31 protein-coding genes and 1 tRNA gene are annotated in these 26,797 nt (G+C 67.7%); 21 read left to right on the top strand and 11 right to left on the bottom strand.

The features are described from left to right. Positions 1-73 precede the first annotated feature (73 nt). The 10 genes from ACIQBL_RS36895 (at position 74) to ACIQBL_RS36850 (ending at position 5,820) form a co-directional block, all read left to right on the top strand. Positions 74-268, top strand: coding sequence for a hypothetical protein (locus ACIQBL_RS36895; RefSeq protein ID WP_401950120.1), 195 nt, complete (start codon positions 74-76; stop codon positions 266-268). Positions 269-511: 243 nt separating this feature from the next. After that, positions 512-1,045, top strand: a complete 534-nt coding sequence (locus ACIQBL_RS36890) for a hypothetical protein (RefSeq protein WP_401950117.1) — start codon at positions 512-514, stop codon at positions 1,043-1,045. 56 nt (positions 1,046-1,101) lie between these two features. Further along, the gene (gene tadA / locus ACIQBL_RS36885) at positions 1,102-1,533 is read left to right on the top strand and encodes a tRNA adenosine(34) deaminase TadA (RefSeq protein ID WP_401950114.1); all 432 of its coding nucleotides are present in this window, start codon (positions 1,102-1,104) and stop codon (positions 1,531-1,533) included. Positions 1,534-1,602: 69 nt separating this feature from the next. Then, positions 1,603-1,687, top strand: a tRNA-Ser gene (locus ACIQBL_RS36880). Between the two features lie 123 nt (positions 1,688-1,810). Next, positions 1,811-1,987, top strand: a complete 177-nt coding sequence (locus tag ACIQBL_RS36875; protein WP_401950111.1) for a hypothetical protein — start codon at positions 1,811-1,813, stop codon at positions 1,985-1,987. A 25-nt stretch (positions 1,988-2,012) separates the two neighbouring features. Beyond that, positions 2,013-2,306 carry a Dabb family protein gene (locus tag ACIQBL_RS36870; RefSeq protein WP_401950108.1) on the top strand — a complete coding sequence of 98 codons (294 nt, stop codon included), beginning with the start codon at positions 2,013-2,015 and terminating at the stop codon, positions 2,304-2,306. Positions 2,307-2,478: 172 nt separating this feature from the next. After that, entirely contained in the window at positions 2,479-3,327 is an 849-nt protein-coding gene (locus ACIQBL_RS36865; RefSeq protein WP_401950105.1) for an RNA polymerase sigma factor SigF, read from the top strand. Between the two features lie 276 nt (positions 3,328-3,603). After that, positions 3,604-4,494, top strand: a complete 891-nt coding sequence (locus ACIQBL_RS36860) for an RNA polymerase sigma factor SigF (protein WP_019073292.1) — start codon at positions 3,604-3,606, stop codon at positions 4,492-4,494. Between the two features lie 62 nt (positions 4,495-4,556). Further along, positions 4,557-5,225 carry a hypothetical protein gene (locus ACIQBL_RS36855; protein ID WP_401950102.1) on the top strand — a complete coding sequence of 223 codons (669 nt, stop codon included), beginning with the start codon at positions 4,557-4,559 and terminating at the stop codon, positions 5,223-5,225. A 151-nt stretch (positions 5,226-5,376) separates the two neighbouring features. Beyond that, the gene (locus ACIQBL_RS36850) at positions 5,377-5,820 is read left to right on the top strand and encodes a GNAT family N-acetyltransferase (RefSeq protein ID WP_401950099.1); all 444 of its coding nucleotides are present in this window, start codon (positions 5,377-5,379) and stop codon (positions 5,818-5,820) included. Between the two features lie 34 nt (positions 5,821-5,854). Here ACIQBL_RS36850 and ACIQBL_RS36845 read toward each other — a convergent pair whose 3' ends face one another. Further along, on the bottom strand, positions 5,855-6,052 hold the full coding sequence (locus tag ACIQBL_RS36845; RefSeq protein WP_401950096.1) for a hypothetical protein: 198 nt from the start codon (positions 6,050-6,052) through the stop codon (positions 5,855-5,857). A 199-nt stretch (positions 6,053-6,251) separates the two neighbouring features. Between ACIQBL_RS36845 and ACIQBL_RS36840 the strand changes: the two genes are divergently transcribed. The 3 genes from ACIQBL_RS36840 (at position 6,252) to ACIQBL_RS36830 (ending at position 10,195) form a co-directional block, all read left to right on the top strand. Continuing rightward, positions 6,252-6,773, top strand: coding sequence for a MarR family winged helix-turn-helix transcriptional regulator (locus ACIQBL_RS36840; protein WP_401950094.1), 522 nt, complete (start codon positions 6,252-6,254; stop codon positions 6,771-6,773). 21 nt (positions 6,774-6,794) lie between these two features. Next, positions 6,795-9,287: an MFS transporter gene (locus ACIQBL_RS36835; protein WP_401950091.1), complete on the top strand. Its 2,493-nt coding sequence runs from the start codon at positions 6,795-6,797 to the stop codon at positions 9,285-9,287. 86 nt (positions 9,288-9,373) lie between these two features. Next, positions 9,374-10,195, top strand: coding sequence for a YceI family protein (locus tag ACIQBL_RS36830; protein WP_401950088.1), 822 nt, complete (start codon positions 9,374-9,376; stop codon positions 10,193-10,195). 55 nt (positions 10,196-10,250) lie between these two features. Here the strand turns inward: ACIQBL_RS36830 and ACIQBL_RS36825 are convergent, their stop codons facing one another. Further along, complete coding sequence (locus ACIQBL_RS36825) at positions 10,251-10,535, bottom strand: hypothetical protein (protein ID WP_401950085.1); 285 nt, start codon at positions 10,533-10,535, stop codon at positions 10,251-10,253. Between the two features lie 35 nt (positions 10,536-10,570). Between ACIQBL_RS36825 and ACIQBL_RS36820 the strand changes: the two genes are divergently transcribed. Further along, positions 10,571-10,954 (top strand): hypothetical protein, encoded by a 384-nt coding sequence (locus ACIQBL_RS36820; protein WP_401950082.1) that lies wholly within the window; start codon positions 10,571-10,573, stop codon positions 10,952-10,954. Between the two features lie 133 nt (positions 10,955-11,087). Here the strand turns inward: ACIQBL_RS36820 and ACIQBL_RS36815 are convergent, their stop codons facing one another. Then, positions 11,088-11,297 (bottom strand): DUF397 domain-containing protein, encoded by a 210-nt coding sequence (locus ACIQBL_RS36815; protein WP_401950079.1) that lies wholly within the window; start codon positions 11,295-11,297, stop codon positions 11,088-11,090. Then, positions 11,294-12,169 (bottom strand): helix-turn-helix domain-containing protein, encoded by an 876-nt coding sequence (locus ACIQBL_RS36810; RefSeq protein ID WP_401950076.1) that lies wholly within the window; start codon positions 12,167-12,169, stop codon positions 11,294-11,296. Before ACIQBL_RS36810 ends, ACIQBL_RS36815 begins: the two co-directional genes overlap by 4 nt. Before the next feature lie 254 nt (positions 12,170-12,423). Between ACIQBL_RS36810 and ACIQBL_RS36805 the strand changes: the two genes are divergently transcribed. Both ACIQBL_RS36805 and ACIQBL_RS36800 read left to right on the top strand, forming a co-directional pair. Continuing rightward, the gene (locus tag ACIQBL_RS36805) at positions 12,424-12,855 is read left to right on the top strand and encodes an ATP-binding protein (protein ID WP_401950073.1); all 432 of its coding nucleotides are present in this window, start codon (positions 12,424-12,426) and stop codon (positions 12,853-12,855) included. A gap of 114 nt (positions 12,856-12,969) precedes the next feature. Further along, entirely contained in the window at positions 12,970-13,263 is a 294-nt protein-coding gene (locus ACIQBL_RS36800) for a hypothetical protein (protein WP_401950070.1), read from the top strand. A gap of 42 nt (positions 13,264-13,305) precedes the next feature. Here the strand turns inward: ACIQBL_RS36800 and ACIQBL_RS36795 are convergent, their stop codons facing one another. Then, positions 13,306-14,601, bottom strand: coding sequence for a helix-turn-helix domain-containing protein (locus tag ACIQBL_RS36795; protein WP_401950067.1), 1,296 nt, complete (start codon positions 14,599-14,601; stop codon positions 13,306-13,308). A gap of 193 nt (positions 14,602-14,794) precedes the next feature. Here ACIQBL_RS36795 and ACIQBL_RS36790 point away from each other — a divergent pair, with 193 nt between their 5' ends. From ACIQBL_RS36790 to ACIQBL_RS36775, 4 genes are all read left to right on the top strand, one after another. Beyond that, a complete protein-coding gene (locus tag ACIQBL_RS36790) occupies positions 14,795-15,235 on the top strand; it encodes a hypothetical protein (RefSeq protein WP_401950064.1) in 441 nt (146 codons plus the stop codon). Between the two features lie 122 nt (positions 15,236-15,357). Beyond that, entirely contained in the window at positions 15,358-16,071 is a 714-nt protein-coding gene (locus ACIQBL_RS36785; protein ID WP_401950061.1) for a class I SAM-dependent methyltransferase, read from the top strand. Between the two features lie 118 nt (positions 16,072-16,189). After that, complete coding sequence (locus ACIQBL_RS36780) at positions 16,190-16,465, top strand: hypothetical protein (protein ID WP_401950058.1); 276 nt, start codon at positions 16,190-16,192, stop codon at positions 16,463-16,465. Between the two features lie 466 nt (positions 16,466-16,931). Next, on the top strand, positions 16,932-17,378 hold the full coding sequence (locus ACIQBL_RS36775; protein WP_401950055.1) for a hypothetical protein: 447 nt from the start codon (positions 16,932-16,934) through the stop codon (positions 17,376-17,378). An 18-nt stretch (positions 17,379-17,396) separates the two neighbouring features. On the opposite strand, the gene ACIQBL_RS36770 is transcribed toward ACIQBL_RS36775, so the two are convergent. Both ACIQBL_RS36770 and ACIQBL_RS36765 read right to left on the bottom strand, forming a co-directional pair. Further along, positions 17,397-18,494 carry a hypothetical protein gene (locus ACIQBL_RS36770; protein ID WP_401950052.1) on the bottom strand — a complete coding sequence of 366 codons (1,098 nt, stop codon included), beginning with the start codon at positions 18,492-18,494 and terminating at the stop codon, positions 17,397-17,399. Positions 18,495-18,595: 101 nt separating this feature from the next. Next, a complete protein-coding gene (locus ACIQBL_RS36765; protein ID WP_401950049.1) occupies positions 18,596-19,681 on the bottom strand; it encodes a DNA-methyltransferase in 1,086 nt (361 codons plus the stop codon). A gap of 430 nt (positions 19,682-20,111) precedes the next feature. Between ACIQBL_RS36765 and ACIQBL_RS36760 the strand changes: the two genes are divergently transcribed. Continuing rightward, positions 20,112-20,585, top strand: coding sequence for a PPOX class F420-dependent oxidoreductase (locus ACIQBL_RS36760; RefSeq protein ID WP_401950046.1), 474 nt, complete (start codon positions 20,112-20,114; stop codon positions 20,583-20,585). 9 nt (positions 20,586-20,594) lie between these two features. Here ACIQBL_RS36760 and ACIQBL_RS36755 read toward each other — a convergent pair whose 3' ends face one another. The 4 genes from ACIQBL_RS36755 to ACIQBL_RS36740 form a co-directional block, all read right to left on the bottom strand. Further along, positions 20,595-21,359 (bottom strand): TetR/AcrR family transcriptional regulator, encoded by a 765-nt coding sequence (locus ACIQBL_RS36755; protein WP_401950043.1) that lies wholly within the window; start codon positions 21,357-21,359, stop codon positions 20,595-20,597. 88 nt (positions 21,360-21,447) lie between these two features. Beyond that, positions 21,448-22,899, bottom strand: a complete 1,452-nt coding sequence (locus ACIQBL_RS36750) for an MFS transporter (RefSeq protein WP_401950040.1) — start codon at positions 22,897-22,899, stop codon at positions 21,448-21,450. A gap of 107 nt (positions 22,900-23,006) precedes the next feature. Next, positions 23,007-25,280: a glycosyltransferase family 39 protein gene (locus ACIQBL_RS36745; protein WP_401950037.1), complete on the bottom strand. Its 2,274-nt coding sequence runs from the start codon at positions 25,278-25,280 to the stop codon at positions 23,007-23,009. Beyond that, complete coding sequence (locus ACIQBL_RS36740) at positions 25,277-26,785, bottom strand: glycosyltransferase (RefSeq protein WP_401950034.1); 1,509 nt, start codon at positions 26,783-26,785, stop codon at positions 25,277-25,279. The genes ACIQBL_RS36745 and ACIQBL_RS36740 overlap by 4 nt, the downstream gene beginning before the upstream one ends. Positions 26,786-26,797: the final 12 nt, after the last annotated feature.

Here is a 26,797-nt window from a genome sequence, read left to right as displayed (position 1 = left end):
CGATCCCGCCCGAAGTGGCATCAAACCGCCCGTCCGGGGGAAAGTGGCAGGGACGGAACGGGGTGGTGAACCGATGCCTGACCGTGAGTCCCACGAGGACCCGTCGCAGCACGCCGGCCGGGAGACCGAGGCCGAGCGAAGACGCCGCCGGGCGCGGTTCCTGCGGGAACTGACCGAGGCGCGCGAGCTGCGCGACCGGGTCCAGCCCCGGCGCGCCAAGGCCGCCCGGCTGCGCCACGCCATGCGTATGCGCACGTTCCGCTGGTGACTGAGGCCTGTCTCACAGGACCTTGTAAGGCCAACCGGGTGCGTGTGCACGGCGATCGCCGCGTACGATCCCGCTGGTGGTCGATCAAAACGGGCGGACACAGGGAGCCGAAGACGTCCCCTGAACGCCTTGTTTCTGCCACGATTCCGAGTGGGTGGGGCTCGGAGCACGAGCTCTCCCCGCCCGCAACCTCCGCCGGGGGGACCCCCAACCGGCACGCCTAAGACCAGTGGGAGAGTCACGGTGTACTTCGCCGCACTGCTCGCGCGCACCGAAGACGGGTGGGAAGCGAGCGACACAGAGCTCGACGATGTCGAGAGCCTGTCGGATCTGGCCGAACTGGCCCGTGAAGCCTCGCCCGAGGACGACACGGTGCTGGTGCTCATCGAGCAGGAGGACGCCTGGTTCGGCGTCGTCCGTATCGACGGCGAGGACGACCCTCGGATCTACGTCTCGGACGCCGCTGCCGCCGCACGCAGCTCGTACGGCGAGATCCTGCTCACCGACGAGCTGCTCGGACGGGATCCGGACGACGACGATGACGTCGATCTGGACTCGCTCGACCTCGACGGTACGGAGGACGGTGACACTGAGGATGACGACGACGAGGCCGGCACCTCGGCCGAGGCCGTCCCGCACAGCCCCGTCGGTGACAGCCAGATCCTCGACGACCTGGGCGTCGGCGAGAAGGAGCTGCGGCTCCTCGACGCCGACGACGCGCTGAGCTCCATCGCCGAGGCCCTGGGGGCCTCGGAGGTCCTGGAGACCGTCCGCTGACCACAGCACGCACAGAAGGGCCTTGGGACCCGGTACGCGACCGCTGGCGGGCCGCGATGCGGCTCGCCCTGGACGAAGCCGGGTCGGCCGCCCAGGGCGGCGACGTCCCGGTCGGCGCGGTCGTGCTGTCCCCGGACGGTACGACCGTGCTCGCCACCGGGCACAACGAACGCGAGGCCACCGGCGATCCGACGGCGCACGCCGAGGTCCTCGCGATCCGCCGGGCCGCCTCTCACCTGGGTGAGTGGCGCCTGTCCGGCTGCACACTCGTCGTCACCCTCGAACCCTGCACGATGTGCGCGGGCGCGCTGGTGCAGTCCCGGGTCGACCGGGTCGTCTACGGCGCCCGCGACGAGAAGGCCGGCGCGGCCGGCTCGCTCTTCGACGTCGTACGGGACCGGCGGCTCAACCACCGCCCCGAGGTGATCGGGGGCGTGCTCGCGGAGGAGTGCGCGCGCGTCCTCACGGAGTTCTTCCGGGACCGGTAGTCAGCGCCCTTGGCGGGCCGCTGATTACCGATTTCAAACCACACCCCACCGTGTTGTAAGGTCTCTCTCGGTAGCGTGTCCGAGCGGCCGAAGGAGCTCGCCTCGAAAGCGAGTGTGGCGCAAGTCACCGAGGGTTCAAATCCCTCCGCTACCGCTTCTGGAGGGCCCCGTCGAAAGACGGGGCCTTTCGTGCGTAGATCCAAAAACGGCGGTGAAGGTTAAACTCACCGCCGGCAACAGGGGGCCCTCGGGCACGGACGTCACAGGGGAGGCCGCGATGGCGGTGAACGCGAAGAAGATCGCCGTCTATGTGCTCGTGGTCTTCGCGCTGTACGTGATCATCACGGACCCGTCCAAGGCGGCCGACTACGTCCAGATAGGCTTCGAGGGCATATCGGACGCCGCGAAGGCCATCGGCGACTTCATGACCTGGCTGGCCAACGGGGCGAAGTAGCGAACTACCACCCAGGAGCGCGCAGATGATCCGCCACCTCGTCCTCTTCAAGCTCAACGAGGGCGTCGGGCGCGACGACCCGCGCGTCCTGGCCGGCGTCGAGGCGTTCCGCCCGCTCGGCGACCTGATCGAGGACCTGCGTTTCTGGGAGCTGGGCTGGAACATCAGCGACCGCCCCATCGCCCACGACTTCGCGATCAACTCGGCGGTCGACGACGCCGACGCCCTGAAGCGGTACATCGAGCACCCGGCGCATCAGGCGGGCGTCGCGCTGTGGCGCGAGTTCGCCACCTGGGTGATCGCCGACTACGAGTTCTGAGCCGACTCCCCCAGAGCCCTCCGCCCTTCCGGCGGAGGGCTCTTCCACGTCTCACGCCCCAACTTGCCCCTCAACACGGCTTAACAAGGTATTAGTAGGTGCTTGCACACAGTGCACATGTCTTGTGATGCTATGACCGCTTTTGACGGATGAGTTGACCTATTGAAGAGGTGTGGCGTTGACCGTGTCGGCCAGTACAGCGCCGCCCCAGGAAGAGGCGCCCGCCCAGCCCCCGGCGGCAGCCGCTCCGCCGCGCAGCCGCGGCGCCGACACCCGGGCCCTCACCCAGGTGCTGTTCGGCCAGCTCAAGGGGCTCCAGCCGGGTACGCCGGAGCACAACCGGGTGCGCGGGGCGCTCATCGAGGCGAACCTCCCGCTCGTGCGCTACGCCGCCGCCCGCTTCCGCTCCCGCAACGAGCCGATGGAGGACGTCGTCCAGGTCGGCACCATCGGTCTGATCAACGCCATCGACCGCTTCGACCCGGACCGGGGTGTGCAGTTCCCGACGTTCGCGATGCCGACCGTCGTCGGCGAGATCAAGCGGTACTTCCGCGACAACGTCCGCACGGTCCACGTCCCGCGCCGGCTGCACGAGTTGTGGGTGCAGGTCAACGCCGCGACCGAGGACCTGACGACCGCCTTCGGACGCACCCCCACCACCGCCGAGATCGCGGAGCGGCTGCGCATCGGCGAGGACGAGGTGCTGTCCTGCATCGAGGCCGGCCGCTCGTACCACGCGACCTCCCTGGAGGCCGCCCAGGAGGGCGACGGACTGCCCGGCCTGCTGGACCGGCTCGGCTACGAGGACCCGGCCCTGGACGGCGTGGAACACCGCGACCTCGTCCGGCACCTCCTCGTCCAACTCCCGGAACGCGAACAGCGGATCCTGCTCCTGCGCTACTACAGCAACCTCACCCAGTCGCAGATCAGCGCGGAACTCGGCGTCTCCCAGATGCACGTCTCGCGCCTCCTCGCACGCAGCTTCCAGCGGCTGCGCTCCGCGAACCGCATCGAGGCGTAGCGGCATAACCGAAAGCACTGGCGAACTGTCACCGGTACGAACGAATCGCTCATCGGGGCGGTTCCCGACAGTTCTGCGCTGAAAAACCGTCAGACCCCCTTTTTCCAGGGCCGTTTCGTAACAGACAAGTCGACATGTCACTACAGCGTGTTGCCGACATGTGACATTCTGCGGGAAGCGCGTTTGCCGAGGCCCAGGCTCCGGTATTCAGGTGAAGGCACCGCTCCCCAGACGGGAACGATTGCCACGACCGTCCCGCGACCCAAAGGGGGTGGCATGTCCGCAGACCAGGGCAGCTCGAAGGTGCTCACGCTCACCAAGAGCGAGGCTGAGCCCGCACTCGACGCCGTTACGGTCCTGGAGGCCGTACCCGCCGTACCGGCCCCGGCCCTCCCGACCACGGGAGCCATCGACACCCGCACCCTGTCCCGCTCCCTCTTCCTGCGGCTCGCCGCACTCGACGAGAACAGCCCCGAGCGCGGTTACGTCCGGGACACCCTCATCGAGCTCAACCTCCCGCTGGTGCGTTACGCCGCCGCGCGTTTCCGCTCCCGCAACGAGCCGATGGAGGACATCGTCCAGGTCGGCACGATCGGTCTGATCAAGGCGATCGACCGCTTCGACTGCGAACGCGGGGTGGAGTTCCCGACGTTCGCGATGCCGACCGTCGTGGGCGAGATCAAGCGCTTCTTCCGCGACACGTCGTGGTCGGTGCGCGTCCCGCGCCGCCTGCAGGAGCTGCGGCTGGCCCTGACGAAGGCCAGCGACGAGCTCTCCCAGAAGCTGGACCGGTCGCCGACGGTGCCCGAACTCGCCGCGGTCCTGGGCGTGTCCGAGGAGGACGTCGTCGACGGCCTGGCGGTCGGCAACGCGTACACGGCCTCCTCGCTCGACTCCCCGGCCCCCGAGGACGACGGCGGCGAGGGCTCGCTGGCGGACCGCCTCGGCTACGAGGACACGGCCCTGGAAGGCGTGGAGTACCGCGAGTCGCTCAAGCCGCTGCTCGCCAAACTCCCGCCCCGCGAGCGCCGGATCATCATGCTGCGCTTCTTCGCCAACATGACCCAGTCGCAGATCGGCGAGGAGGTCGGCATCTCGCAGATGCACGTCTCCCGCCTCCTCACGCGCACCCTGTCCACCCTGCGCGAGGGCCTCATCTCCGACTGAAGCACCTCCTGAACCCGCCGCCAAGGGTTCCTATGTGACGGAGTGTCAGCCACCATGGCACGATGCTTCGTTCGACACGGACAACTGGCCGCCGAGGCGCCCTGCTGGGCGCGTCGGCGGCCGTCGTCTGCGTCACGCTGACCGCGTGCGGAGGCGGCAGCGACGGTTACGCGGCGGTCGGACCGCCCCGTCCATCGGCTACGGCGTCCGGCCCGACCGGCGGCGTCACGCTGGTACCGCTGGACGTCCCCAAGTCGCCTGACGTGAGCGGTACTTCGGGGACGGAAACCGGGACCGCACCAGGACCGGCGTCCACCCCGCCCGCCCCGGCCACTTCACCAGCGGCGGACGCCAAGTCCGGTCGTAGCAGCGCGTACGCACCATCACCGGCCCCAACTACAGCTCCTACGACGACTCCCGCCACCCCCGCCGCCCTTACCTGGGGCACCCCCGTGCGCAGGGCCACGGCCCACCGCTGGTGCGAGGACGTCATCCTGACCTTCCGCAACTCCGGTGGCACGGCGGTGCGTTCGGGCACGGTGACGTTCGGGACGCACATCATCGACGCCCTCGGGATCGACTGGGCGACGATCGACTCGACCGAGCGGCTTCCGGTGCCGATCGCAGCCGGCGCACGCAAGGACCACACCTGGACCGTGTGCGTCGACGCCTGGCGCGTGCCGTTGGGGATGCACATCGAGACGCGGGACGTGTCGGCCGAGTGGCTCTAGGCGCCGGGCTCTGCGGCTCCCAAAGAGGCGCGAGGTTGTGTCGACACGCGGCTCCGCCACGTGGGCGCGACCAGCCACGACGGCGCCGCAGAAAATTGACGACGGATCACGGCTCCCCCAGTGGCGGTAGCCGGTCGATAGGCTCCGCGGCATGGACGTTCAGGTGGAGGTCGCGCGCGAGGCGACCCGGGAACTCGTGGACGCTTTCGGCCGGTTGCTGCCGCAGTTGTCCTCCACGGCCGTGCCGCTGGACCGGGCGGCGGTCGAGCGGCTGGTGTCGTGCGCGACGACCACGGTGCTGGTCGCGCGGGCGGAGGGCACGATCGTCGGCACCCTGACGCTGGTGTTGTTCCCGGTGCCTTCCGGGCTGCGCGGGCGCGTAGAGGACGTGGTCGTCGACAGCGCGGCCCGGGGGCGTGGCATCGCCGCGCTGTTGACGAACGAGGCGCTGCGGATCGCGCGGGAGGCCGGTGCCCGGACCGTGGATCTCAGCTCTCGGCCGGACCGCACCGCGGCGAACCGACTGTACGAGCGGCTGGGATTCCGCGCCCGGGAGTCGACGGTCTACCGGTTCGCCCTGGAGCAGGACCGGTAGCCGCCCGGGTGACGCGGTCGGTGCCGGGTCGGTGCTACATGAAGGCCAGGTAGGCCACCGCCGCCACGACCAGTACGGCGACGACGACGCCGACGATCAGTCCGACGCGGGGTCCGGCGGAGGCCGCGGCCTGCGGCTGTGCGCCCGGAGGGGTCTCGTCGACGAAGGCACGGAACATCTGGGTGCTGCCGGCGGGGTCGTAGTTGCCCTCGGGGCCCTGGGTGTTTGCCATGGGCCGAGACACTAGCGAATCCCCGGGGGACACCCAAGTGCGGGGCCTCGAACGGCCACTCCCACCTGTGGGTTTACGTTCGATAATGCTTGCCTTTGCCAACTTTTTATGCCGTACCCACCCCATTTTATTTGCCTGTAGCAACCAACCTCTCTTATGGTTGCCCTAAGCAACGAACATGGAGAGCAGGGGAGGTGCAATGGCCGAGCAGGCGCAGTACGAGGAGCTGATGCGTCAGTTCAGCGCCTTCGGCGCCGTCCGCAGGGAGCTGGGACGGATCCTGCCGTCCGACTGCCCCAGCGGATCCGCGGCCGTCCTCACCCTGCTCGGCCGGCACGGCGACATGCGGATGAGCAGGCTCGCGGAGCTGCTCTCCGTGGACATGTCCGTGACCAGCCGCCATGTCGCACACGTCGCCGACCGGGGCTGGATCGAACGGTCCCCCGACCCCGCCGACAAGCGCTCCCGCATCCTGCGCCTCACCCCCGCCGGACAGGCCCGGCTCGACGAACTCTCCCGGCGCACCGCCCAGTTGCTCGCCGACCGGCTGAGCGACTGGAGCGACGAGGAGGTCGGGGAGCTGATCCGGCTCATGGCCCGGCTGCGGGCCGACTTCGGCGACTGCCGCACCGCGACCCCGTCACGCCTCGATGCCCCCCACTCCGAAACCCCCCGCACCCCCCACCCCGAACTCGAACACACCACCCGTACACCCGCATAAGCACGGAAGAATAGGAAGCCCATGGCAACGACCACACCAGCCGGTGTGCGGGCTCACGCCAAGCACGGAGGGGCTGCCCCCGACGGTGCCCCGATGACGCACCGGCAGATCATGGAGGCCCTCTCCGGGCTGCTGCTCGGTCTGTTCGCCGCGATCATCTCCTCGACGATCGTCACCAACGCCCTGCCGACCATCATCGGCAGCCTGGGCGGCGGCCAGGAGGCCTACACCTGGGTCGTCACCGCGGCCCTGCTCTCCATGACGGCCTCGGTGCCGCTGTGGGGCAAGATGGCCGACCTGGTCAGCAAGAAGGCCCTGGTCCAGATATCCCTGGTCATCTACATCATCGGCTCGGTCGTCGCCGGTCTCGCGCAGAACCCGGCGATGCTGATCGGCGCCCGCGTCATCCAGGGCCTCGGCGCCGGCGGGCTGTCCGCCCTGGTCCAGGTCGTGATGGCCGCGATGATCTCCCCGCGCGAGCGCGGCCGGTACTCCGGCTACACCGGCGCCACCTTCGCCGTCGCGACCGTCGGCGGTCCGCTGCTCGGCGGCGTGATCACCGACACCTCGTGGCTCGGCTGGCGCTACTGCCTGTTCGTCGGCATCCCGTTCGCGCTGGTCGCGCTGATCGTGCTCCAGAAGACGCTGAACCTCCCGGTCGCCAAGCGGAAGGTCAAGGTCGACTGGACCGGCGCCTTCTTCATCACCGCCGCCGCCTCCCTGCTGCTGGTCTGGGTGACCTTCGCCGACGACAAGTACGACTGGCTGTCGTGGCAGACGTACACGATGGTGGGCGGCACGTTCGTGCTGGCGCTGCTGTTCGTGTTCACCGAGACCCGGGCGAGCGAGCCGATCATCCCGCTGCGCCTGTTCCGCAACCGCACGGTGTCGCTGGCCTCGCTGGCCTCCCTCTTCGTTGGTGTCGGCATGTACTCGGGCACGGTGTTCTTCTCCCAGTACTTCCAGCTCGCCCGCGACAAGTCCCCGACGATGTCCGGTGTCATGACGATCCCGATGATCGGCGGTCTGTTCGTCGCGTCGATGGTCTCCGGCCGCTTCATCACCAGGACCGGCCGCTGGAAGGGCTGGCTGGTCGCCGGCGGCCTCTTCCTCACCGCCGGTCTGAGCCTGCTCGGCCTGATGCGCTACGACACCCCGTACTGGGAACTGTCCCTCTACATGGCCCTGTTGGGCATCGGCGTCGGCACCATGATGCAGAACCTGGTCCTCTCCACGCAGAACCAGGTCACTCCGAAGGACCTCGGCGCCGCCTCCTCCACGGTGAGCTTCTTCCGCTCGCTCGGCGGCGCGGTCGGCGTCGGTGTGCTCGGCTCGGTCATGTCCGGCCGGATCACCCACTACGCCAAGGACACCGTCACCTCCCTGGACCCGCAGTCGCAGGCCGCCGCCGCGAAGGCCGTCGGCAGCAGCGCGCTCCCCGACATGAACGCCCTGCCCGGCACGGTCCGCACCTGGCTGGAGAGCGCCTACGGCCACGGCATCGCCGATGTCTTCCTGTACGCGGCGCCGTTCGCACTCGTCGCCTTCGTCGTCGTCATGTTCATCAAGGAGGTCCCGCTGCGGACGTCCGGCGGACTGGCCCAGGCGGCCGAGGAGGCCGTGGGCGTGCTGGACGCGGCCGAGGTTCCCGCGCCGGTCCAGGAGAACACCCCCAGTTGGGCAGCCACTTCCGAGGCTCGGACCGGTGCCGTGGCCGCGGTGACCAGAGAGGAGATCACCACCATGTCCGGTGGGATTCCCGTCCGCGGCTTCGTCCGCGGCGCCGAGAGCGCGCCCGTCCCGCAGGCCGCCGTCACCCTGATCTCCCTCGGGGGACGCCAGTTGGGCCGCTCGGTCACGCAGGCGGACGGCTCGTACGGGCTGGACGCCCCGAGCGTGGGCTCGTACGTCCTGATCGCCTCCGCCGACGGCTTCCAGCCGCAGGCCTCCACGGTCGTCGTCAACAGCGCCGAACCCGTGTCCTACGACGTGCTGCTCAGCGGCACCAGCGGCCTCAACGGCCTTGTCCGCGCGGCGGATTCGGGCTCGCCCGTCAAGGACGCGATGGTCATCGTGACGGACGTACGCGGTGATCTGCTGGGCACCGGAACCACCGGTGAGCAGGGCGAGTTCGCCTTCTCCGAGCTGGTACCGGGTGCCGTGACCGTCGCGGTGAACGCCGACGGGTACCGGCCGCGCGCCCTGCCCGTCGAGGTCGGCGGCACCGGCGTCACCCGAGTCGAGATCGACCTCGACTCCGGTGCCCAGGTCCTGGGCGTCGTCCGCGCCCCGCACGGCCCGCTGGCCGACGCCCGCGTCACCCTCGTGGACGCGGCGGGCAACGTGGTCGGCACCGCGACGACCGGTTCGGACGGGGCGTACGCCTTCACCGATCTGAGCGGCGGCGAGTACACGGTGATCGCGACGGGCTACCCGCCGGTCGCGACCACCCTGACGCTCAACGGCCGCGGGACCGACGGCCACGACATCGAACTCGCCCACCCCGGCGAATAGTTGATACCCCGGTCTGCGCAACCGTCCCGAACGGAGACGTGTTGCGCAGACCGGTTCTCATGTGTACGACGAGGAGCTTGAGGAACATGGGACTGACCGCGAGGATCCGTACCCGCGACGGATGGGCCGTGTCGCACGCGGTCGTCACGGTGACCGACGCGACCGGGTCGCAGGTGCTGCGGGCCGAGGCGGACGCGGAGGGGGCGGTGCGGGACGCCGACCCGCTGGCCCCCGGACCGTACACGGTGATCGTCACGGCCGTCGGGTACGCGCCCGCCGCCGCCACCTCGATCGTCACGTCGAGCGGCCGGGCCGAGGTCGGCACGGTCACGCTGGCGCGGCAGGGCGGCACCGAACTGCCGCCGCCCGGCCCCTGGACCGTCGACCCGGCGCACTCCACGGTCGGCGCCCTCGCCCAGCACCTGGGCATCTCCAGCGTGCGCGGCCGGTTCACCGACTTCACCGCCACGGTCGGGATCGCCCCCGACGACATCGCCAAGTCCCGTGTGGAGGCGGTCATCCGGGCCGCGTCCATCGACACCGGCAACGGCACACGCGACGACCACCTGCGTTCGGCCGACTTCCTGGACGTGGCCCGCCACCCGGAGATCACCTACTCCTCGACGGGCCTGACCCCGGCCGGCTCCGACCGCTGGACCGTCCACGGCGACCTGACCCTCCGCGGTGTCGTACGGCCCGTCGACCTCGACCTCGCCTACCTCGGCACCGGATCCGACCCCTGGGGCGGCACGCGGGCCGCGTTCCGCGCGACCACGGAACTGCGCCGCGAGGACTTCGCGATGAACTACAACCAGGTGGTCCAGGCGGGCATCGCCGCGATCGGTACGACCCTCAAGGTCGAGCTGGACATCCAGGCGGTGCAGGGGGAGTCGCTGCCTCAGGCGTAAGGATGACTCTCCGGGCACTGGTCAGATAAACCCCCGCAGCGCGGTGGGCGGAGAACTACGCCTGAGCAGCCAGGTCAGAGACGTGCGGTTTTGAAGCGGTGACGAAGGCATAGATCAATGTCCGGGAGCTTGCCCGTTCCTGATCCAGTTGGGGCCGTGTGTCCACACGGTCGATCCGGTCGATTGACATCAGTGCCTGCCGACTGGCCGCGACCAGTCCCGGCTCGTCGGTGAGCAGCTCCACACGGAACATCGCTTCCAGCGCGACGACAACGACCTGTGGCCGGACGCCCAGTTGGAGGCCATCGAGCGAGTCGCCGCCGCTGTCTGCCGTGCCCACGGCTGGAACGCGAAGTCCGTCATCGACCACAAGAAGTGGACCAACAGCAAGATCGACCCGCACGGCTTCGGCATGCCCGACCGGCGCGCCTGCGTCGCTGCCCGCCTCTGCAAGAAGCCGACCGCAGATACACAGACGAACGGCCTCCCTGTCGTCCCGCGGGTCAACCTCGCGCACATCGAGGAGCCGCCCGTACCGATCCGAGCGCGAAGCAGAGCCACACCACCCACAACAACGAAGTCCTCCGGGTCGAGTACGCCCTGGTCGCCGAGGGCCTCCTCGCCACCCTCGGCCTCGACGCCGCCGACCTCCTCGCTCTCCCCTGGGGCCGCGGCCTGGCTCTCGCCGGCATCGCCACCATCACCGACCAACTCGACGACCACGAAGACCGCATCCGTCGTATTGAGTCCAACCGGTGACCATGGCCCACAATTGCCGCGCTCGCGGCCGTGGCCGCCGCTGTCATCGCCTTGTGGCAAAACGCCAACCCGTAACGCAATGCGCCCCACTCCGGCATAGCCGGAGCGGGGCGCATTTTCTTTTCCTCGGTCCTCAGCCGTCGAATTCTCCACTCCTGACACCAGTGGCGAATGCCTCCCACTCCGTAGGGGCGAAGAAGAGGACGGGCCCGTGAGGATCCTTGCTGTCACGTATTGCGCAGCCTCCGTCAGCAGTGTGTGCTATCTCTACGCAGTCCGTATTCGCCCCTTGCGATGCCGAGGATTTCTTAAAGGGGGTGACAACGTCCCGGTTCTTGCTCACTCTTCCTCTTCTTCCTGAGAGATTTTGCTTATTACTCTCCGGAGAAAAGCGATGCTGTCTCCGGGGTTCAGCGCAGCTGATCGAAGCGCGTCGAAGACGTACGCGTAGTTGGCCAACTCGTCTGCGTCCTCGATGATGACCGTGTTGTTGAGGCTGTCGATTGCTACAACCTCGGGCGCCGACTCGTTGCCGAACGAGAAAGTGACAAAGTGCCCTGCGATCCTTGCCGGGCCCCACTCGCTCTGGGGCAGCACCTGAATCGTAGTGTTCTTCTGTCCAGCGATCCGGATGATGTGTTCAAGCTGTTTACGATGTGCTGAACGGCTCGGCATGGGGGATGTCAGTGCAGGCTCCCAGATTACAGCGGCGAACAGAGCCCCCGTTTCCTCAATTGCACGCCGCCGCTCTTGCCGGATCTTGACAATCTCGTCGATGTGATGCTCAGCCACTACCGATGGCCCGGCCTCGATGAGCGCTCGGGTGTACTCCGGCGTCTGCAAGATTCCAGGAATGAATACGTTTTGCCATGTGCGGATGAGGGAGGCATCTGCCTCAAGCGTCACGAAGTCGGCGAACTCACTGGTGATCGTGGTTTGGTAGTCCAACCACCAACCACGCTTGTTGCTCTGTCGCGCCAAATACTCAAGCTGGGCCCGCCGTTCCGCATCCTCGACCTGGTAGAGATCCAGGAGGATACGAACGTCTCCGACGCGTGGCGCTGACTGGCCGGACTCCAGGCGACTGATCTTGGACGTTGAGCATCCGACGGCTTCTGCCGCGTCCTTCAGGTCAAGCCGTAGGCCCTCACGGAACTTGCGCAGCGCGGAGCCGAGCCGCCGACTACGGACCGTGGGCCGCCCACCTGATGGCATGTCGCCCCCTCTCTACTGGTTCCAGTCTGCACGGCAACGAACCGTGGTCGCCAGCATGTTGCCACGCCGAGTAGATTGCAAACTTGCATAAGGATTCGATTGCGAAGATGCGACATCCCGCGCTACGTTCATTGCGTAACACCCCGTTCCCGTCTGGGTGCGAGGGGTGATCTTGGTTCCGCGTGTCCATAGACTCAGGGGGACGTATGTCCGGGCGCACGCACAGCAAAAGATTCCGGTTACGCAGGGACTCGGTGTCGGTCGCTCGCGATCATGTCCGCGCGACCTTGACCCTGTGGAAGCTCGCCGGGCTTGCTGACGACGCCGTGTCGATCGTGGGAGAGCTGGCGGCCAACGCCGTCATGCACGCGAAGGGCGTCGGCGAGTTCTTCGAGGTTGGGTTACGCCGCCGAGATGGCGTGTTGATCGTCGAGGTGTCCGACTCGCACCAGTGGCAAATGCCTGAGAAGCGCGACGCGGACCCCGAGGACGTCAACGGGCGCGGGTTGGTCATCGTCGAGTGCCTGTCCGACAACTGGGGCGTACGGCCACGGGAGTTCGGCAAGACGGTCTGGGCTCACATGTCCATCAACCGCGGGGAGGCGGCGTGCTGTCCGCCGACCGAGACTCCAGTTGCGCTCTCCCCGCCCACTGCGACGCCGGGCAGGGGAAATCATGCGACGTAGCTTGATGCATCATCCCGCTTCTGCCGACCGCAATGGTTGGTGGTGTGAGTTCACCGCGCACACGACGGCAGTGCGCGGTTCCGGACGGGGACAGCCGACACCCCGGAACAGGCCATGGTGTGGATGCACCTGGCCGTGCGCCTACTGGTCTCCGCGTTCGATCCGGAGGACATCGAGCGAGCGTTCCGATGGCTCGACCAGGGCCAATGGGAAGCGATCGCGCGCCTCAAGGCAGGCGAGCCGTACGCGTTCGTCGCGTCCTCAGGGGACACGCGTATCGAGTGGTCCGCCCGCCCCGTACTGTTCCTGCCCATGGCCCATGCCGACGGTGGTCTGCCGTGGCCGTGCGCCGAACCCGCCCTGTGCAGGTGCGTGGCATCGGGCCACAGTTGCGAGGGCCGCCGTTGACAGCGCCGCGCTCTTGGTCCGCCGCGATCTATGCAGCGGCGATCAGCCACGTACTCCGGTCGCCGCGGCCAACGCCCGGACGCCGCTCACCCGTGGGTGTCGCACAGCGAGGTCTCCGACGATCTCTCGGATCGCCGGGCGGTCGCGAACCTCGCCCGGCGCGACGCGCATGGCGGAGAGCAACTCGTGCGCGGTCTGTTCGGGCTTGCCCCACTGCCACCATGCGCGCCCGAGGTCGGTGTGCATCCGTCCTTTGCGTTCGGCCGTGGGGAACTGGTCGGCGCGCAGTGCGCGGCCGGCATGGAGTGCGGCCCCGGCGTCTCCGAGCGCCCAGTGAACGCCGACTTCGTAGAGGTCGACGGCAGCCGGAGTGATGGGGAACAGTCGCCCGGCCGGGGCCTGCTCCGGGAACCTGCGTGCGGCCTTGGAGGCTTCGCAAATCATGGCCTGCGCCTGATCACGGTCTCCGGCCCGCGCCGCCGTATAAGAGGTGGTGCACAACATCTGTGCGTACGCCGCCGCTTGCGCCGGGGTCGTGAGACCAGTGGCCTCGACCCTGGTCGCGGCGTCAAGGATGAGCCGTTGCGCGGCGGCGGCCTGGTTCTGGTGGCGTAGGACGATGCTCAGCTCTCGGGCCGCAGCCGCGGCCACCAGCGGCGAGCCGGAGAGGTCTGCGTAGACGGTGGCCCGGTCGGCGGTGAGCCGTGCCCGGTCATAGCGTCCGATCTTGACCAGGACTTGAGCGGCCAGGCTGTAGCAGGCCGAGAGACGGGCGTGCGCGAGGTCCGCACGGGACAGGGCGCCGTCGTGCGCATCGGCAAGCAGCCCTGGCAGCGACTCCAAGAGATCGGCGTACTTGCCGGCGTCGAAGAGGGCGCGCGCTCGCGCGAGACGGGTATCGAGAGGGACGGTCGAGCCGGTCGGCGCGGGCGTGATCGCAAGGGCGTCATCCATGCCGGCGAGGAGCTGAGCGGGGGCCGCCAGCCCGGCGGCTGCGAGCAGTGTGCGGCGGCGCATTGGGTCCTCCTCGACGCAACGTGGACCGTCCGACGCAACTCTAGTGGGTTGGAGTGTGCCTAATCCGAGTGCCGCACCCAGGACATGTGTCGGCACGCCCACCTCTCGGGCGGCCTGCCGCAGGAGTTGCAGGTCAGCCGCTCGTCCGCCCCGCTGCTCCATCCGGGAAACAGTGGAGGCGGAGCATCCGAGCCGTGCGCCCAGATCGGCTTGCCGCCAGCCCCGGCCGATGCGGCCCATGCGGATGAGCCCTCCGGGGTCGCTGTGGTCGATGAGCGCACGAACCTTGGTGGAACTCCACAGCGGGTCGATTGTGCGCATCCTGCCTCCCACTGGCCAACGGCCGGGTCTACCCACGGTAGCGAGCGTTCGACGGTGCGTCGACGGCGTGTGCATCTTCTGCAAATCGCTTGCACGCCATGGCAGTTGACCACCGTGAGCGGCTGCCCGGTGGTGTCGTTCAAACACGGGCCTGCTCTGGGCGGCCGGCCCGAACGACATCACGGAGGACAGCATGACGACAGCAGTCGAAAACCCGGTCCGTGTCCCGCGGGACTACGTGCAGCGTGACGTGTGGGACCGCGAGATCCTGCTCCTGATGCGGGATCACCCCGTGGACGAGGTGATGGCCAACCGCCTGTTCGGCGCAGCCGTCTCGTACCTGATCACGGCCATGGAGAAGTGGGGCCAGGGCCTGGAAATGTGCTGTGGCCGCCTGGTCGACCTGGCGGTTCACGTCTTCATCCTGGACACGAAGAACTACCGCGAGTTCTGCACGGAGCACTTCGGCGGCAGGTTCCTGGAGCACATTCCGGAGATCGAGTTCAAGTACGACGGCTCGGTGGAGCGCACAGCGCAGATCATCGCGGACGCGGGCTTCGACGTGGACTGGAAGCTGTGGGAGCGGGACTACGGCAAGTGCGGTCCGTGCAGCCCGGGGGCGAACTGCCACTGATCCGAAGCAAGCAGGCCCGGTAGCGCCTTGAGCGCTACCGGGCCTCTGTGCGTGCACATCCGGGTGACGTTGTGTCATTCGCCCGTGCCGCGGGAGGAAGCGCCGATACGGTGTCCAGCTCGATGGACACCGGTCCCACCATCCTCCCGAGGAGCTTCATGCCCCACGCGCCAATGTCACCGGCCGAATACTGGGACAAGTACAAGCCCTTCCGCGGCGAGGGTGTTCAGCCCGCTCCGCAGGCCGACCGGTTCGACTGGACCCAGTTCCCCGGTCATGGACCCGGCGCCGAGATCCTCGGACAGCCTCTCCGTGCCTTGGAGTTGGGGCCGGCCGAGGGCAAGGAAGCCGCTTACCTGGCTCAGCGAGGCGTCGAAGTAACGGCAGTGGATTTCTCCTCTGTGCAAGTCGACCGCGCCCGCACTTTTTGGAAAGACACCCGGGGACTGTCGTTTGTCCACAGGGAAGCGTGCGACTACCTCGCCTCCACCACCACGGCGTATGACGCGATCTACTCGGTGTGGGGCGCCGTGTGGTTCACGGACCCCGAGGAGCTGTTCCCGCCCATCGTCAAGGGCCTCGCCCCCGGCGGGGTCTTCGCGTTCTCCCAAGCCGAGCCGGTCGCGGGCGCCTACGGCCCCCAGCAGATGCACGGCAAATGGCTCGAAGGCCGCGAAAGCGAGCTGACGGTACTTCGCTGGCAGTACGCCCCCGAGATGTGGGCGGACATCCTCAAGCGGCACGGCTTCACCGACATCGACGCCCACATCCTCAAAGCCCCTAACCTCAAGGACATGGGCACCCTCATGGTGCGCGCCTGCATCCCCCGTGGGTGATCACGAAGCGGTGTTCGTGACCTCGCCTTGTCCGGTCTGAGCAACGCCGACCGTGTCCGACGGATCACTGAGCAGGTCAGCCAAAGAGGACTTGCGCTCCCGCTTTTACACTTCCGTCGTGGTGACCACGAGACTGCACCGGACCGACCTCCCCGCCGCCACCCGTGGCGCCGTCGTCGCCTGTACCGGCCCCGTCTACGCCGCGACCACTGCGGACGAGTGCCTCAACAGCGAGGTAGCCGTCACCCTCGACACCGCCGCCGGGCGCGTCTTCGCCAAGGGCTTGCGCAGCCACCACCCCAGCGTCTGGACCCAACAGCGCGGAGTCGCCCTCAACCCTCACGTCACGCCGCTCTCCCCGCGCCTCCTCTGCAAGGTCGACGACGGCGATTAGAACTTCCTTGACTTCGAACACCTCGACGGCCGAGCCGCGGACTACAGCCCTTCCCCCCGACCTGCCCCTCATCGCCGAGGCGATCATCACGCTCGCATCGGTCGCGGCCCCGGCGGACAGCAAGCTGAAGCAGATCGAGCAGCGCTTCGCCTACTACCTCGACAGTCCCGCGGACGCCCAACTCCTCCGCGGTGACGCCCTGCTGCACACCGACTGGCCTCGGACAACGTCCTCATCGTCGACAACGCCGCCCGGGTCGTCGACTGGGCCTGGCCCACCCGGGGTGCTGCCTGAATCGACGTTGCGTGCTGGGTCGTCTGGCTGATCTCTGCCGGCCACGTGCCCAAAGTGGCCGAACCGTGGGCCGCCGTGACGCCGGCCTGGTGCATCGCGCCGAACCGTGCCCTCGACGTGTTCGCGGCCGCTCAGCAGCGCCTGTGGGAGGGCATCGCCGCGGACGCCCCCGGTGAGCACCGACCCGCTCGTTCACCCCACCGAGGCGCTCATCAGTCCCACTGGGGACCAGGCGGACATCGACGCCGGGATGGTCCCCGTCATCCGTGAACTCTGGCGCCTCGGCTTCACAACCACGGCTTGCTGCCAGGGCGTCGGCGAAGCCACCGTCGGCGTCCGCGACCAGAGCGACACCCCGCTCGGCTACGGCGGTGACGGATTCATCGCGTATCACCAAGGCTACGCACTGTTGAAAATGCCGGTGCACGACGCCCAACGATTGGTTGAGTTGCTCGCTGGAACTGCAGTGCTCGGCGAGTGGATACACCACCCCTGGAGTCCTGGATCATGGCGGATGAACATTCCTCTCACGGTTGAGGGTTCTACTCCCGAGGCGCTCCTTCACTTCTCGCGGTCCCAAATCGCCCTCGTCGCCGACGTGCTTCGAAGCGAGGTCTGAGCGTCGGCACCTGGCGGATCATTTGCTACTTGATGTCGATGTTGTCTTTTTTGCTCGAAGTCGTGCGATTGGCTGGAACTCGGGCAGGTACTCGCCGAGACGCTGCGTGATTTTTTCTCGAAGGCGGTCTACCGAACCTCCGGTCTCCAGGGCGGCCTCGGGGGCCACCTCCAGAGCGAAGTAGCTGAGTGTTGGAGCATCGGTGCCGATAACGCGCCAAAGGTCCAGCTTGTTGGGCGTGTGCGTACTGGAGGCATCGATGTCGAATATGTAGATCCACGAGCGCGGGATAGTCGACAAGTCGGCGTCGGGCTTGCTGAGGCGCCACGTGCCATCCGATGCTTCTACGAGTTCTGGCGCACCAAGGTGTTTCTGCCAGCTGTCCCAGACGGCTCGTGGGACCGCAAAAATACATCCAGCGGAGGTGTCATGTGCGCCCACCTGGAACTTAAACATCATCTGATAGAAAGTGCGCTTGAAGATGTTTGCCGTGTTGGGGCCCTCGACGTCTTCTGAGAGGAGGTATTGGTGTGCGTCGATCTGCTCTTTGAATTCATCCGGAAACATCCGCAAGTTCTGGCTGATGTTGTTGACCGCTGTCTCGTACGTACCATGGAAATCTGCGGTCTGGATCTCAAAGATTCCGTATTTACCCACGGTCAAGCCCCCGTCGGGGCCGCGGAGTATTTCCACCATGGTGGAATCGAAGGAGAATGCCGGAGAGCGATCCGTGGCGCTGAGCTTGATTTCGCCACCAAATGCGTTCTGAAAATAGACGAGAGAGGGTTCTTCTGCTGCTACGCGATCGCGCAGTTTCTGCACTTCTTCGTCTTTTCCGAGCAGAGTTGCCGGTGTGAGCGTGAATCCTTGATCGGCGTCATAGGAGAAGAGTCGGTTTGCCGCATCGCGGAGCATGGACGTGTCGAGTGCGCGGAACGGGCAGGCGAGCCAGTCTTTCCTTGCTCCACCGGTGGTGCTGCTAATCGTGCAGACGCCCCGCGATTTTCCGCCGTTCCTGTCTACCTTGACGCATTGATAGTTCGTCCCGGTCGCTTGAGTGAGGAACGGGCAACGCTGGTTCTCCTGATCGCTGAGGCTTTCGGAAGTCTGAGCCACGCTCGGGTACAAGCGATGCCCATACCACTCGGCGATGAAATTGCTCCGCTCCTTGCCTCTTGCGGAGCCATTCGGCCTAGTCAAGGTTCCCCCACCTAGATCTATTCGACGTCGGGCAACTCGAAGGTGAGCTGTCCAAGGATTTGGTCACTGTTTTTTTGGGCTGCCTCGTAAAATTCGGTACTTAGTTCAAAACCGATGGCTCGACGACCAGATTCGGCGGCCACGGTCAGTGACCTGCCAGTCCCGCAAAACGGGTCAAGAACGGTGCCGCCAGGAGGGCACGAACTGAGGATTCTCGGCTTGATGAGACCAATGGGGAACGTGGCGGAGTGCCCGTCGGATCCGGAACGAACGTGTGTAGTCACAACGTCGTGTTCGCCCTCTTCGACTTCCTGGAAGTCGTAGTAGGAGGGATCTGCCTCGTCGTAGCTAGCTTCATCGAAGTCATAGAAAACAACGTCACGTGCGCCGTGCTCGACCTCGTCCATGTCGTAGTGGTATTTGGCTCGGCCTTCCTTTGGGCGTTTCACGAAGTGGAAGAAGTGCTCGTGGGCAAGGCGAAGGCGATCTTTTTCCGGACGGGGAGGAACATTCGGCTTATGCCAGATAAGATCGTTCCGTAGGATCCATCGGAGATCCTGCATGGCAATTGCGAAGCGCGCAGGAATCAGCAGGAGCTGCTTCTCCTGGCGAAATCCGCCCATGGGAGTCCGGCGCCGGGATCGAGGATTGTCACCGAGTCCCTGCCGGCCATCGTGGCGGATGCTGGACCAGCGAGCGAAGTAGGTGTCGCCGATGTTGATCCACATGCTGCCCTCGGGCTTGAGGGCAGCGGCGCCTCGCTGGAGGATCTCGACAAGATGCCCGATGAACCACTCGGGGAGCGGCTCCAGCCCAAGTACGCCGCCATGCTTCCGGTACCACCCATACGGTGGCACGTCTGTCTGGACGCGCTCGGAGTCCTCGGCGAGCCACTCCTTCAAGATCTCTTCGTTGTGCTCCTGGCCGTAGGCGCGCAACCCCCAGTACGGCGGTGACGTGATCAGCAGGTCGATGGACTCCGCCGGCAAATCAGCCATGAGGTCGTATGCGTCCCCCTGGCGCACCTGGATCGGGGCATCGTCGGATGCCGTCGCCTCCGGCTCGGACGTTTCGTTCTGTTCCATCTCTACCTGTGCAACCACGCGGCAAGACTAGATGGTAGGAGTGTCAGCCGGGGCCAAGTGCACTTTGGTGCCGGATGCGGTGGTCACCTCGTTGTGTTGGCCTCCGATCCCGTCCATGGCCTATTCGCGAAGCGCGCCCTCCTACCAGTGAGGTGTCCCCCCCTTGGTTCAGCCTCAAGGCGCGCACCGCGGCACGCGAACGATGAACGCAAGTTATGCCAGAACACGACTGGTCAGAGGGGCAGGGGCGGCGCCCGTTCCCCGGGGAGCCCCAGGGAAGTGCGAGTCCGCAAAACCCCGCACCCCCGACAACGCCCTGAAACGCATGAAACCCCAGCTCAAAGTGTTCCAGGACGCCGAACCCCAAGTCACCGCACTCCGGTCCGAGTCAAGAAGGGGAAGGCTCGGGCCACGCAAGTGTCAGACGCCATCCAATTAGGCTGCCCCCATGGCACCGAAGAACATCGCGACCAACACCACCGTCTCCCTGGACGAGTTGCTCGACTTCGTACGACCCCGCCACCGCGCCCTGCTGCTGACCCGGCGGGCCGACGGCAGCGCTCAGGCTTCGCCGCTGACCTGTGGGGTGGACGACTCCGGGCGGATCGTCGTCTCCACGTACCCCGAGCGGGCCAAGACCCGCAACGCCAAGCGGGATCCGCGGGTCAGCGTCGTCGTCCTCAGCGACGAGTGGAACGACCCGTGGGTCCAGATCGACGGCACCGCCGAGGTCATCGACCCGCCGGACTCCGTGGAACCGCTCGTCGAGTACTTCCGGAACATCTCCGGTGAGCACCCGGACTGGGACGAGTACCGCGCGGCGATGCTGAAGCAGGGCAAGTCGATCATCAGGGTGACACCGGAGCGGTGGGGACCGGTCGCCACCGGCGGCTTCCCGGCGCGGCTCGCGGACGACAAGTAGCGCCCTCGCTCAACCCCGCTTCACCATCGCCTCGATGCCCGCCACCAGCAGGTCCAGGGCGAAGGTGAAGTCCCGGTCCATCATCTCCGCGACCGTGTCGCCGCCCCGGGCCGCCATGAGTGCCCTGGACTCCTCCAGGACCTCGGCGGTCGTCGGGGCCTCGGTCACCGTGGTCATGGCGTGCCGGAAGTACTCGTCGGGGGTCATGCCGGTGTCGGCGACCCGGGCGAAGAAGTGGCCCTCGATCGTGCCGTAGCCGTAGACGAACTGGAAGACGGCCGAGATGGCCCCCGTCAGCCCGTGGTCCGGCAGCCCCGTGCGCCGGATCACCCGCTGCACGACGCGGGAGAAGGCCAGGTTGTTCGGCCCGATGTTCAGAAACGTCCCGGCGAGCGGCGACAGCCACGGGTGCCGGACCAGCAGCCTCCGGTACTCCGTGGCCAGCATGCGCAGCTGCTCCCGCCAGTCCTCGCCCTCCGGATCCGGCAACGGCAACTCGCCGAAGACGGAGTCCAGGGCGAGTTCGAGGAGATCGTCCTTCGTGTCCACGTACCAGTAGACGGACATCGCGGTCACGTTCAGCTCGGTGGCGAGCCGCCGCATGGAGAACTTCGCGAGTCCTTCGGCGTCGAGGAGTCGTACGGTGGCGAGGGTGATGCGGTCGCGATCAAGACCGGAGGGCTGCCCGCCACCGCGAGCACTTCGAGGTGACTTCTGTTCCAGCCAGACACTCGTGCGCGCAGAACGCCCCGCCGACGAGCTTGTCTTGGCCATGGCGAACCTCCCTCAAGATCCAAATCCCGGATCACTTAACTTAGGGGCGCGAGGAACTGCGCGACCAGCCACAACGCACCCGCACCCGCTACTGAGCGACCACCACCCCCGAGTCTGCCCGCTCCGCCCGCCACAACAACGCCGCGGCAAGCAACCCCCCGGCCAAAACAGCAACCGCCCCCACCAACTGACTGACCTCCAGCGCGGAAGAGAAGGAATCGGTCACCCTTCTCCGTTCGGCCACGGAAGTCGCCGCCGCCAGCCCCTCCGGCAAGGAGCCCGCCGCGAACCGAGAACTCAGCACCGCCCCAAGAACGGCGACCCCCAACCCGTTCCCGAACTCCCCCAGCGTTCCATTGACGCCCGCACCAACCCCCGCCTTCTCCGGCGGAATCGCACTCATGATCGCGTGAGCCATCGCCGGATTGGCGATCGCCGCCCCCGCCCCGATCAGCAGCAGCCCCACCAGCGTCCCCGCATACCCCCCGGAAGCGACCACCGCGATCGACGCCAGCCCCGCCGACATCAACACCATGCCCAGCGCGATGGCCCGCGGAGCGCCCAGCCTCGCCGTCCACTTCGCCGCCAGCCCCGAGAAGTTGAGCGCGACGATCGTCAGGGCGAGCGGCGCCGTGCGGACGCCGGCCTCCAACGGGCCGTAGCCGAGGACGAATTGGAGGTGCTGGGTGAGGAGGAACAGGGAGCCGGCCATGCCGAAGGTGATCAGGACGACCCCGGTGACCGCGCCCGTGAAGCGGCGGTCACGGAAGAAGTCCAGGTCGAGCATGGGGTACGGGACGCGGCTCTCCCAGTATGCGAAGGCGGCGAGGAAGACGGCCGCCACCAGGGCAATGAGCAGCACCCGGTCCGACGTCCAGCCGTGCGCCGGGCCGGAGATGATCGCGTAGACCAGCGCGGCCATGCCGACGGTCGAGAGCAGGGCGCCGAGGAGGTCGGGGCGGTCGCCGCGCGGGTTCTTGGACTCGGGGACCAGGGCCACCGCCGCGACCAGGGCGAGGGCCGCGACCGGGAGGTTGATGAGGAAGATCGCGCCCCACCAGAAGTGGTTCAGCATGAAGCCGCCGAGAAGCGGGCCCGTCGCGAAGCCGAGCGCGTTGACGGCGGCCCAGATGCCGATCGCCTTCGGCTGTTCCTCGGGGGCGAAGATCTGCATCACGACGGCGAGGGTGGTGGTGATGAGCAGCGCCCCGCCGACCCCCATCCCGGCCCGCGCAGCGATCAACTGCCCTGTGGAGTCGGCGAGTCCGGCGATCAGCGAGCCGGCCCCGAAGAGTACGAGTCCCGTGATCAGCATCTTCTTGCGGCCGTAGCGGTCGGCCGCGCTGCCCGCCGTCAGCAACAGCCCCGACTGCACGAGCGAGTACGCGTTGATCATCCACTGGATGTCCGCGGTGCTCGCGTCCAGTTCGCGGGTGAGCGAGGGGATCGCGACGTTCAGGACGGTGTTGTCGAGCAGCACGGTGAGCTGCGCGAGGCAGATGACTCCGAGGACGATCCAGCGCTTGGGGTGGGAGGTCATGCTGTACACCGTAGAACAGTTCCTATACGGCGTACAACGGAGATTCTCCGGACATGGAGAAGGGGCGGTGACCATGTGGTCACCGCCCCTCTCGGGTCAATCGGACGTCAGCTGCTCGTCTTCTGCGTCAGGTCGTAGAAGGTGGCCGAACCGACCGTCACCTTCTTGTAGTTCTTCTCGACCCACGAGGAGATCTGCGAGGAGCTGCCGGTGCTGCTGCCGCCCATGCCGGTGCCGCCCGAGATGAAGTAGTGGATCTTTCCGTCCGCCACGTACTTCTGGAACTGGGCCAGCGTCGGGGACGGGTCGGTGCCGTTGAAGCCGCCGATCGCCATCACCGGGTCGCCGGTGGCGAGTTGGTAGCTCGCGGCGTTCTGGGAGCCGATGGACGCGGCGACCCAGGTGTACTTGCTCGCGTCCGCCGACAGCAGCTTCTTCGCGGCGGAGGTGACCGTCGCGCCGTTGAGCAGGCCGCCGACGCCACCGCCGCCGCCCATGCCGCCGCCGTCGCCGCCCATCTGGCCGCCGAAGCCGCCACCCTGGTTCTGGGTGGTGCCGCCGCCACCGGGGGTGGTGCCCGTACCGCCGCCGGGCGCTGTGCCGGTACCGCCGCCGGTACCGCCGCCGGGCATCGTGCCGCCGCCCGGGAAGCCGCCGCCCTGGTTCTGGGTGGTGCCGCCGCCCTGCTGACCGGGCATCGTGCCCGTGCCGCCGGTGCGGTTGCCGCCGCCGAAGCCGCCTCGGCCGCCGCCGCCCATGCCGCCCATCATGCTCGCGCCGGCCGGACCGGCCGTCGGGATGGAGCCGGTGTGCGCCGAGTTGACCGTGGAGAGCGTGTACGCCGTAGGACCGGCCAGGCCCGCCACGATGCTCAAGCCGACCGCCGCGAGGGCGAGTTGGCGGCCGATCTTCGCCACGAAGATCAGGCCGAGCGCGCCGGCCAGGGAGCCGAGGAGGACCAGCCACTTGAGCCAGGGCAGGTAGTCGGAGGTGCGGTTGAGGAGGACGTAACCCCACACGCCCGCGGCGACCACCGCTGCCGCGAGGGTGATCGACGCCCAGATCTCGCCGCGCTTCTCCCACAGGGAACCGGCGCCGATACCGATGACGGCGGCCATGTAGGGGGCGAGGGCGATCGTGTAGTACTGGTGGAAGATGCCGGCCATGTAGCTGAAGACGACCAGGGTGATCACCAGCGAGCCGCCCCACACCAGGAGCGAACTGCGCCTGACCGACGTGCGGTTGAGCTTGCGCGTGGCCACCAGGCCCGCGACGAGGAGGATCAGCGCGGTGGGCAGCAGCCAGGAGATCTGGCTGCCGATCTCGGAGTTGAACATCCGGCTCCAGCCGGTGGCACCCCACTGGCCGGTACCGCCGCCGCCACCGCCGCCACCGACACTGCCGGTCTCGTCGCCGCTCAGGCGGCCGAACCCGTTGTAGCCGAAGGTCAGTTCAAGGAAGCTGTTGTTCTGCGAGCCGCCGATGTAGGGGCGCGAGGACGCCGGCCACAGCTCGACGAGCGCGACCCACCAGCCGGCCGCGACGACCAACGCGCCCGTGGCCAGGCCCAGTTGGGCGAACCTCTTCTTCACGCCCACCGGCGCGCACACCGCGTAGACGATGGCCAGCGGCGGCAGGATCAGGAAGGCCTGAAGGGTCTTCGACAGGAACGCGAAGCCGATCGCGACACCGGCCCACACCAGCCACTTCGTGCGGCCGTCCTCCAGGGCCCGGACGACGAGGTAGCAGGCGAGGGACATCAGCAACGCCAGTGCGGCGTCCGGGTTGTTGAACCGGAACATCAGCGCGGCGACCGGGGTGAGCGCCAGTACGGCGCCCGCGATCAGACCGGCCTCGGGGCTGTGCCGGCGGCGCACCGCCGCGTAGACGACCGCGACCGTGCCGACGCCCATGAGGACCTCGGGGACCAGGATCGCCCACGAGTTGAGGCCGAAGACGCGGACCGAGATCTCCATCGGCCACAGGAAGGCCGACGGCTTGTCGACGGTGATCGCGTTGCCCGCGTCGAGCGAGCCGAACAGGAACGCCTTCCAGCTCTTGCTGCCGGCCTGGACCGCCGCCGAGTAGAAGGAGTTGGAGTAGCCGGACGCGCTCAGGTTGTAGAGGTAGAGGAGCGCCGTCGCCAGCAGCATGCCCCAGAACGCGGGGCGCACCCAGCGCGGGTCCTCGGGCCGGCCGCGCCACATCCGGCGCCCGAGCGGCTGCTTGGGCTCACCGGCCTGGGGGGCCAGGGTGTCCGCGGGCGCCACCGGCTCCTGTACGGCCGTGTCTCTGCCGGTGTCCAGGTCACCGGTCGGCGGCCCCCAGGACGAGGGACTGCCTCCTCCCGGATAGGTCGTCTGATCGGTGTCGGTACTCATCGGGCGTCCCTCGGGTCGGTGTCGTGGGGACGCACCGGCTGCAACCGCATCGTCGCGTCCCTCCAGGTGCCGTCCGCGGCTTCACCGGCGCGGAACTGGGTGGTGTGCGTGGTGGTGTCGTACGCCCCCTGGTGGGCCTGCGGCTGCTGCCGCTGGGGCAGCGGGGCGTACGGACCGTGGTGCTGCGTGTGCTGGGGCGTCGCCGTCGCATAGGTGGGCGACGAGGGGGCGTTGAGGTCCCCGACGGCCGAGTCCTCGGCGCTGTCGCCGCGGTCGGGGAAGACCCAGGCGCGGAAGAGCAGGAAGCGCAGGACGGTCGCCGCGAGGTTGGCGGCCACCAGGACCGCCAGTTCGGTGGAGTGCGCCGGGTCGCTGCTGGCCGCGTTCAGCGCGGCGAGCGAACCACTGGTCAGCGCGAGGCCGATGGCGAAGACGACCAGGCCCTGTGCCTGGTGACGGACGGCGCCGCCCTTGCCGCGCACCCCGAAGGTGAGGCGGCGGTTCGCGGCCGTGTTGGCGACCGCCGAGACCAGCAGCGCGAGCGCGTTGGCGATCTGCGAGCCGGAGAACTGCCGGAAGGCGCTGTACAGGACCAGGTAGAAGAGGGTGGAGAGACCGCCCACGACGCAGAATCCGACGAGCTGACGGGCCAGGCCCTTGGGCACGTCCTTGATGTCACGGTCGCGCGGGTCGTCGCCGAAGGGACGCGTGACACGGTCGAGCGGCAGCGAACCGGAGGCCAGGGCCTTGCCCACGCGCCACACTCCCTTCAGGTCCTCGGTCGCGGTCTTGACGATGTGGACGGTCGAGTTCGGGTCGTCGACCCAGTCGACCGGCACCTCGTGGATGCGCAGTCCGGCCCGTTCGGCCAGCACCAGCATCTCGGTGTCGAAGAACCAGCCGGTGTCCTCGACGAGCGGCAGCAGCGCCTGGGCCACATCACGCCGGATCGCCTTGAATCCGCACTGGGCGTCCGAGAAGCGGGCCTGGAGCGAGCCGCGCAGGATCAGGTTGTAGGTCCGGCTGATGAACTCGCGCTTGGCGCCACGCACGACACGCGACGAGCGGGCCAGCCGGGAACCGATCGCCAGGTCGGAGTGACCCGAGATCAGCGGCGCCACCAGGGGGAGCAGCGCGTTGAGGTCGGTGGAGAGGTCGACGTCCATATAGGCGAGGATCGGGGCGTCCGAAGCGGACCAGACGGTGCGCAGTGCTCGACCGCGCCCCTTCTGCTCCAGCCGGAAGGACGTGACCTCCGGGATGTCCGACTCCAGCCGCGCCGCCACCTGAGGGGTGGCGTCGATCGACGCGTTGTCCGCGATGGTGATGCGGAACGCGTACGGGAACGTGCGCTTGAGGTGCTCGTGCAGTCTGAGCACACATGGCTGGAGGTCCTTCTCCTCGTTGTAGACGGGGATCACTACGTCCAGGACAGGCGTACCGGCGTCTCCGGCCGGGAGGTGCTCCCGCGCCGGCAGGGTGCCGGGAGAAGAGTCGGTTCGCATGCACCGACTCTC

It is taken from the genome of Streptomyces sp. NPDC088350 (assembly GCF_044753545.1).
Lineage (GTDB): Bacteria > Actinomycetota > Actinomycetes > Streptomycetales > Streptomycetaceae > Streptomyces.
The sequence above is the reverse complement of the archived record's forward strand: the minus strand, read 5'-3'. Positions and strand labels throughout refer to the sequence as shown.

Bases quoted from the DNA above. Each gene is read 5' to 3' on its own strand.
- ACIQBL_RS36840 (WP_401950094.1), top strand. From the start codon at position 6,252: ATGGCCGAGCAGGCGCAGTACGAGGAGCTGATGCGTCAGTTCAGCGCC.
- ACIQBL_RS36895 (WP_401950120.1), top strand. From the start codon at position 74: ATGCCTGACCGTGAGTCCCACGAGGACCCGTCGCAGCACGCCGGCCGG.
- tadA (WP_401950114.1), top strand. From the start codon at position 1,102: ATGCGGCTCGCCCTGGACGAAGCCGGGTCGGCCGCCCAGGGCGGCGAC.
- ACIQBL_RS36830 (WP_401950088.1), top strand. From the start codon at position 9,374: ATGGGACTGACCGCGAGGATCCGTACCCGCGACGGATGGGCCGTGTCG.
- ACIQBL_RS36870 (WP_401950108.1), top strand. From the start codon at position 2,013: ATGATCCGCCACCTCGTCCTCTTCAAGCTCAACGAGGGCGTCGGGCGC.
- ACIQBL_RS36795 (WP_401950067.1), bottom strand. From the start codon at position 14,601: ATGCGCACAATCGACCCGCTGTGGAGTTCCACCAAGGTTCGTGCGCTC.
- ACIQBL_RS36760 (WP_401950046.1), top strand. From the start codon at position 20,112: ATGGCACCGAAGAACATCGCGACCAACACCACCGTCTCCCTGGACGAG.
- ACIQBL_RS36810 (WP_401950076.1), bottom strand. From the start codon at position 12,169: ATGCCATCAGGTGGGCGGCCCACGGTCCGTAGTCGGCGGCTCGGCTCC.
- ACIQBL_RS36790 (WP_401950064.1), top strand. From the start codon at position 14,795: ATGACGACAGCAGTCGAAAACCCGGTCCGTGTCCCGCGGGACTACGTG.
- ACIQBL_RS36850 (WP_401950099.1), top strand. From the start codon at position 5,377: ATGGACGTTCAGGTGGAGGTCGCGCGCGAGGCGACCCGGGAACTCGTG.
- ACIQBL_RS36860 (WP_019073292.1), top strand. From the start codon at position 3,604: ATGTCCGCAGACCAGGGCAGCTCGAAGGTGCTCACGCTCACCAAGAGC.
- ACIQBL_RS36800 (WP_401950070.1), top strand. From the start codon at position 12,970: ATGGTGTGGATGCACCTGGCCGTGCGCCTACTGGTCTCCGCGTTCGAT.
- ACIQBL_RS36835 (WP_401950091.1), top strand. From the start codon at position 6,795: ATGGCAACGACCACACCAGCCGGTGTGCGGGCTCACGCCAAGCACGGA.
- ACIQBL_RS36745 (WP_401950037.1), bottom strand. From the start codon at position 25,280: ATGAGTACCGACACCGATCAGACGACCTATCCGGGAGGAGGCAGTCCC.
- ACIQBL_RS36845 (WP_401950096.1), bottom strand. From the start codon at position 6,052: ATGGCAAACACCCAGGGCCCCGAGGGCAACTACGACCCCGCCGGCAGC.
- ACIQBL_RS36740 (WP_401950034.1), bottom strand. From the start codon at position 26,785: ATGCGAACCGACTCTTCTCCCGGCACCCTGCCGGCGCGGGAGCACCTC.
- ACIQBL_RS36785 (WP_401950061.1), top strand. From the start codon at position 15,358: ATGGACACCGGTCCCACCATCCTCCCGAGGAGCTTCATGCCCCACGCG.
- ACIQBL_RS36875 (WP_401950111.1), top strand. From the start codon at position 1,811: ATGGCGGTGAACGCGAAGAAGATCGCCGTCTATGTGCTCGTGGTCTTC.
- ACIQBL_RS36855 (WP_401950102.1), top strand. From the start codon at position 4,557: ATGCTTCGTTCGACACGGACAACTGGCCGCCGAGGCGCCCTGCTGGGC.
- ACIQBL_RS36750 (WP_401950040.1), bottom strand. From the start codon at position 22,899: ATGACCTCCCACCCCAAGCGCTGGATCGTCCTCGGAGTCATCTGCCTC.
- ACIQBL_RS36755 (WP_401950043.1), bottom strand. From the start codon at position 21,359: ATGGCCAAGACAAGCTCGTCGGCGGGGCGTTCTGCGCGCACGAGTGTC.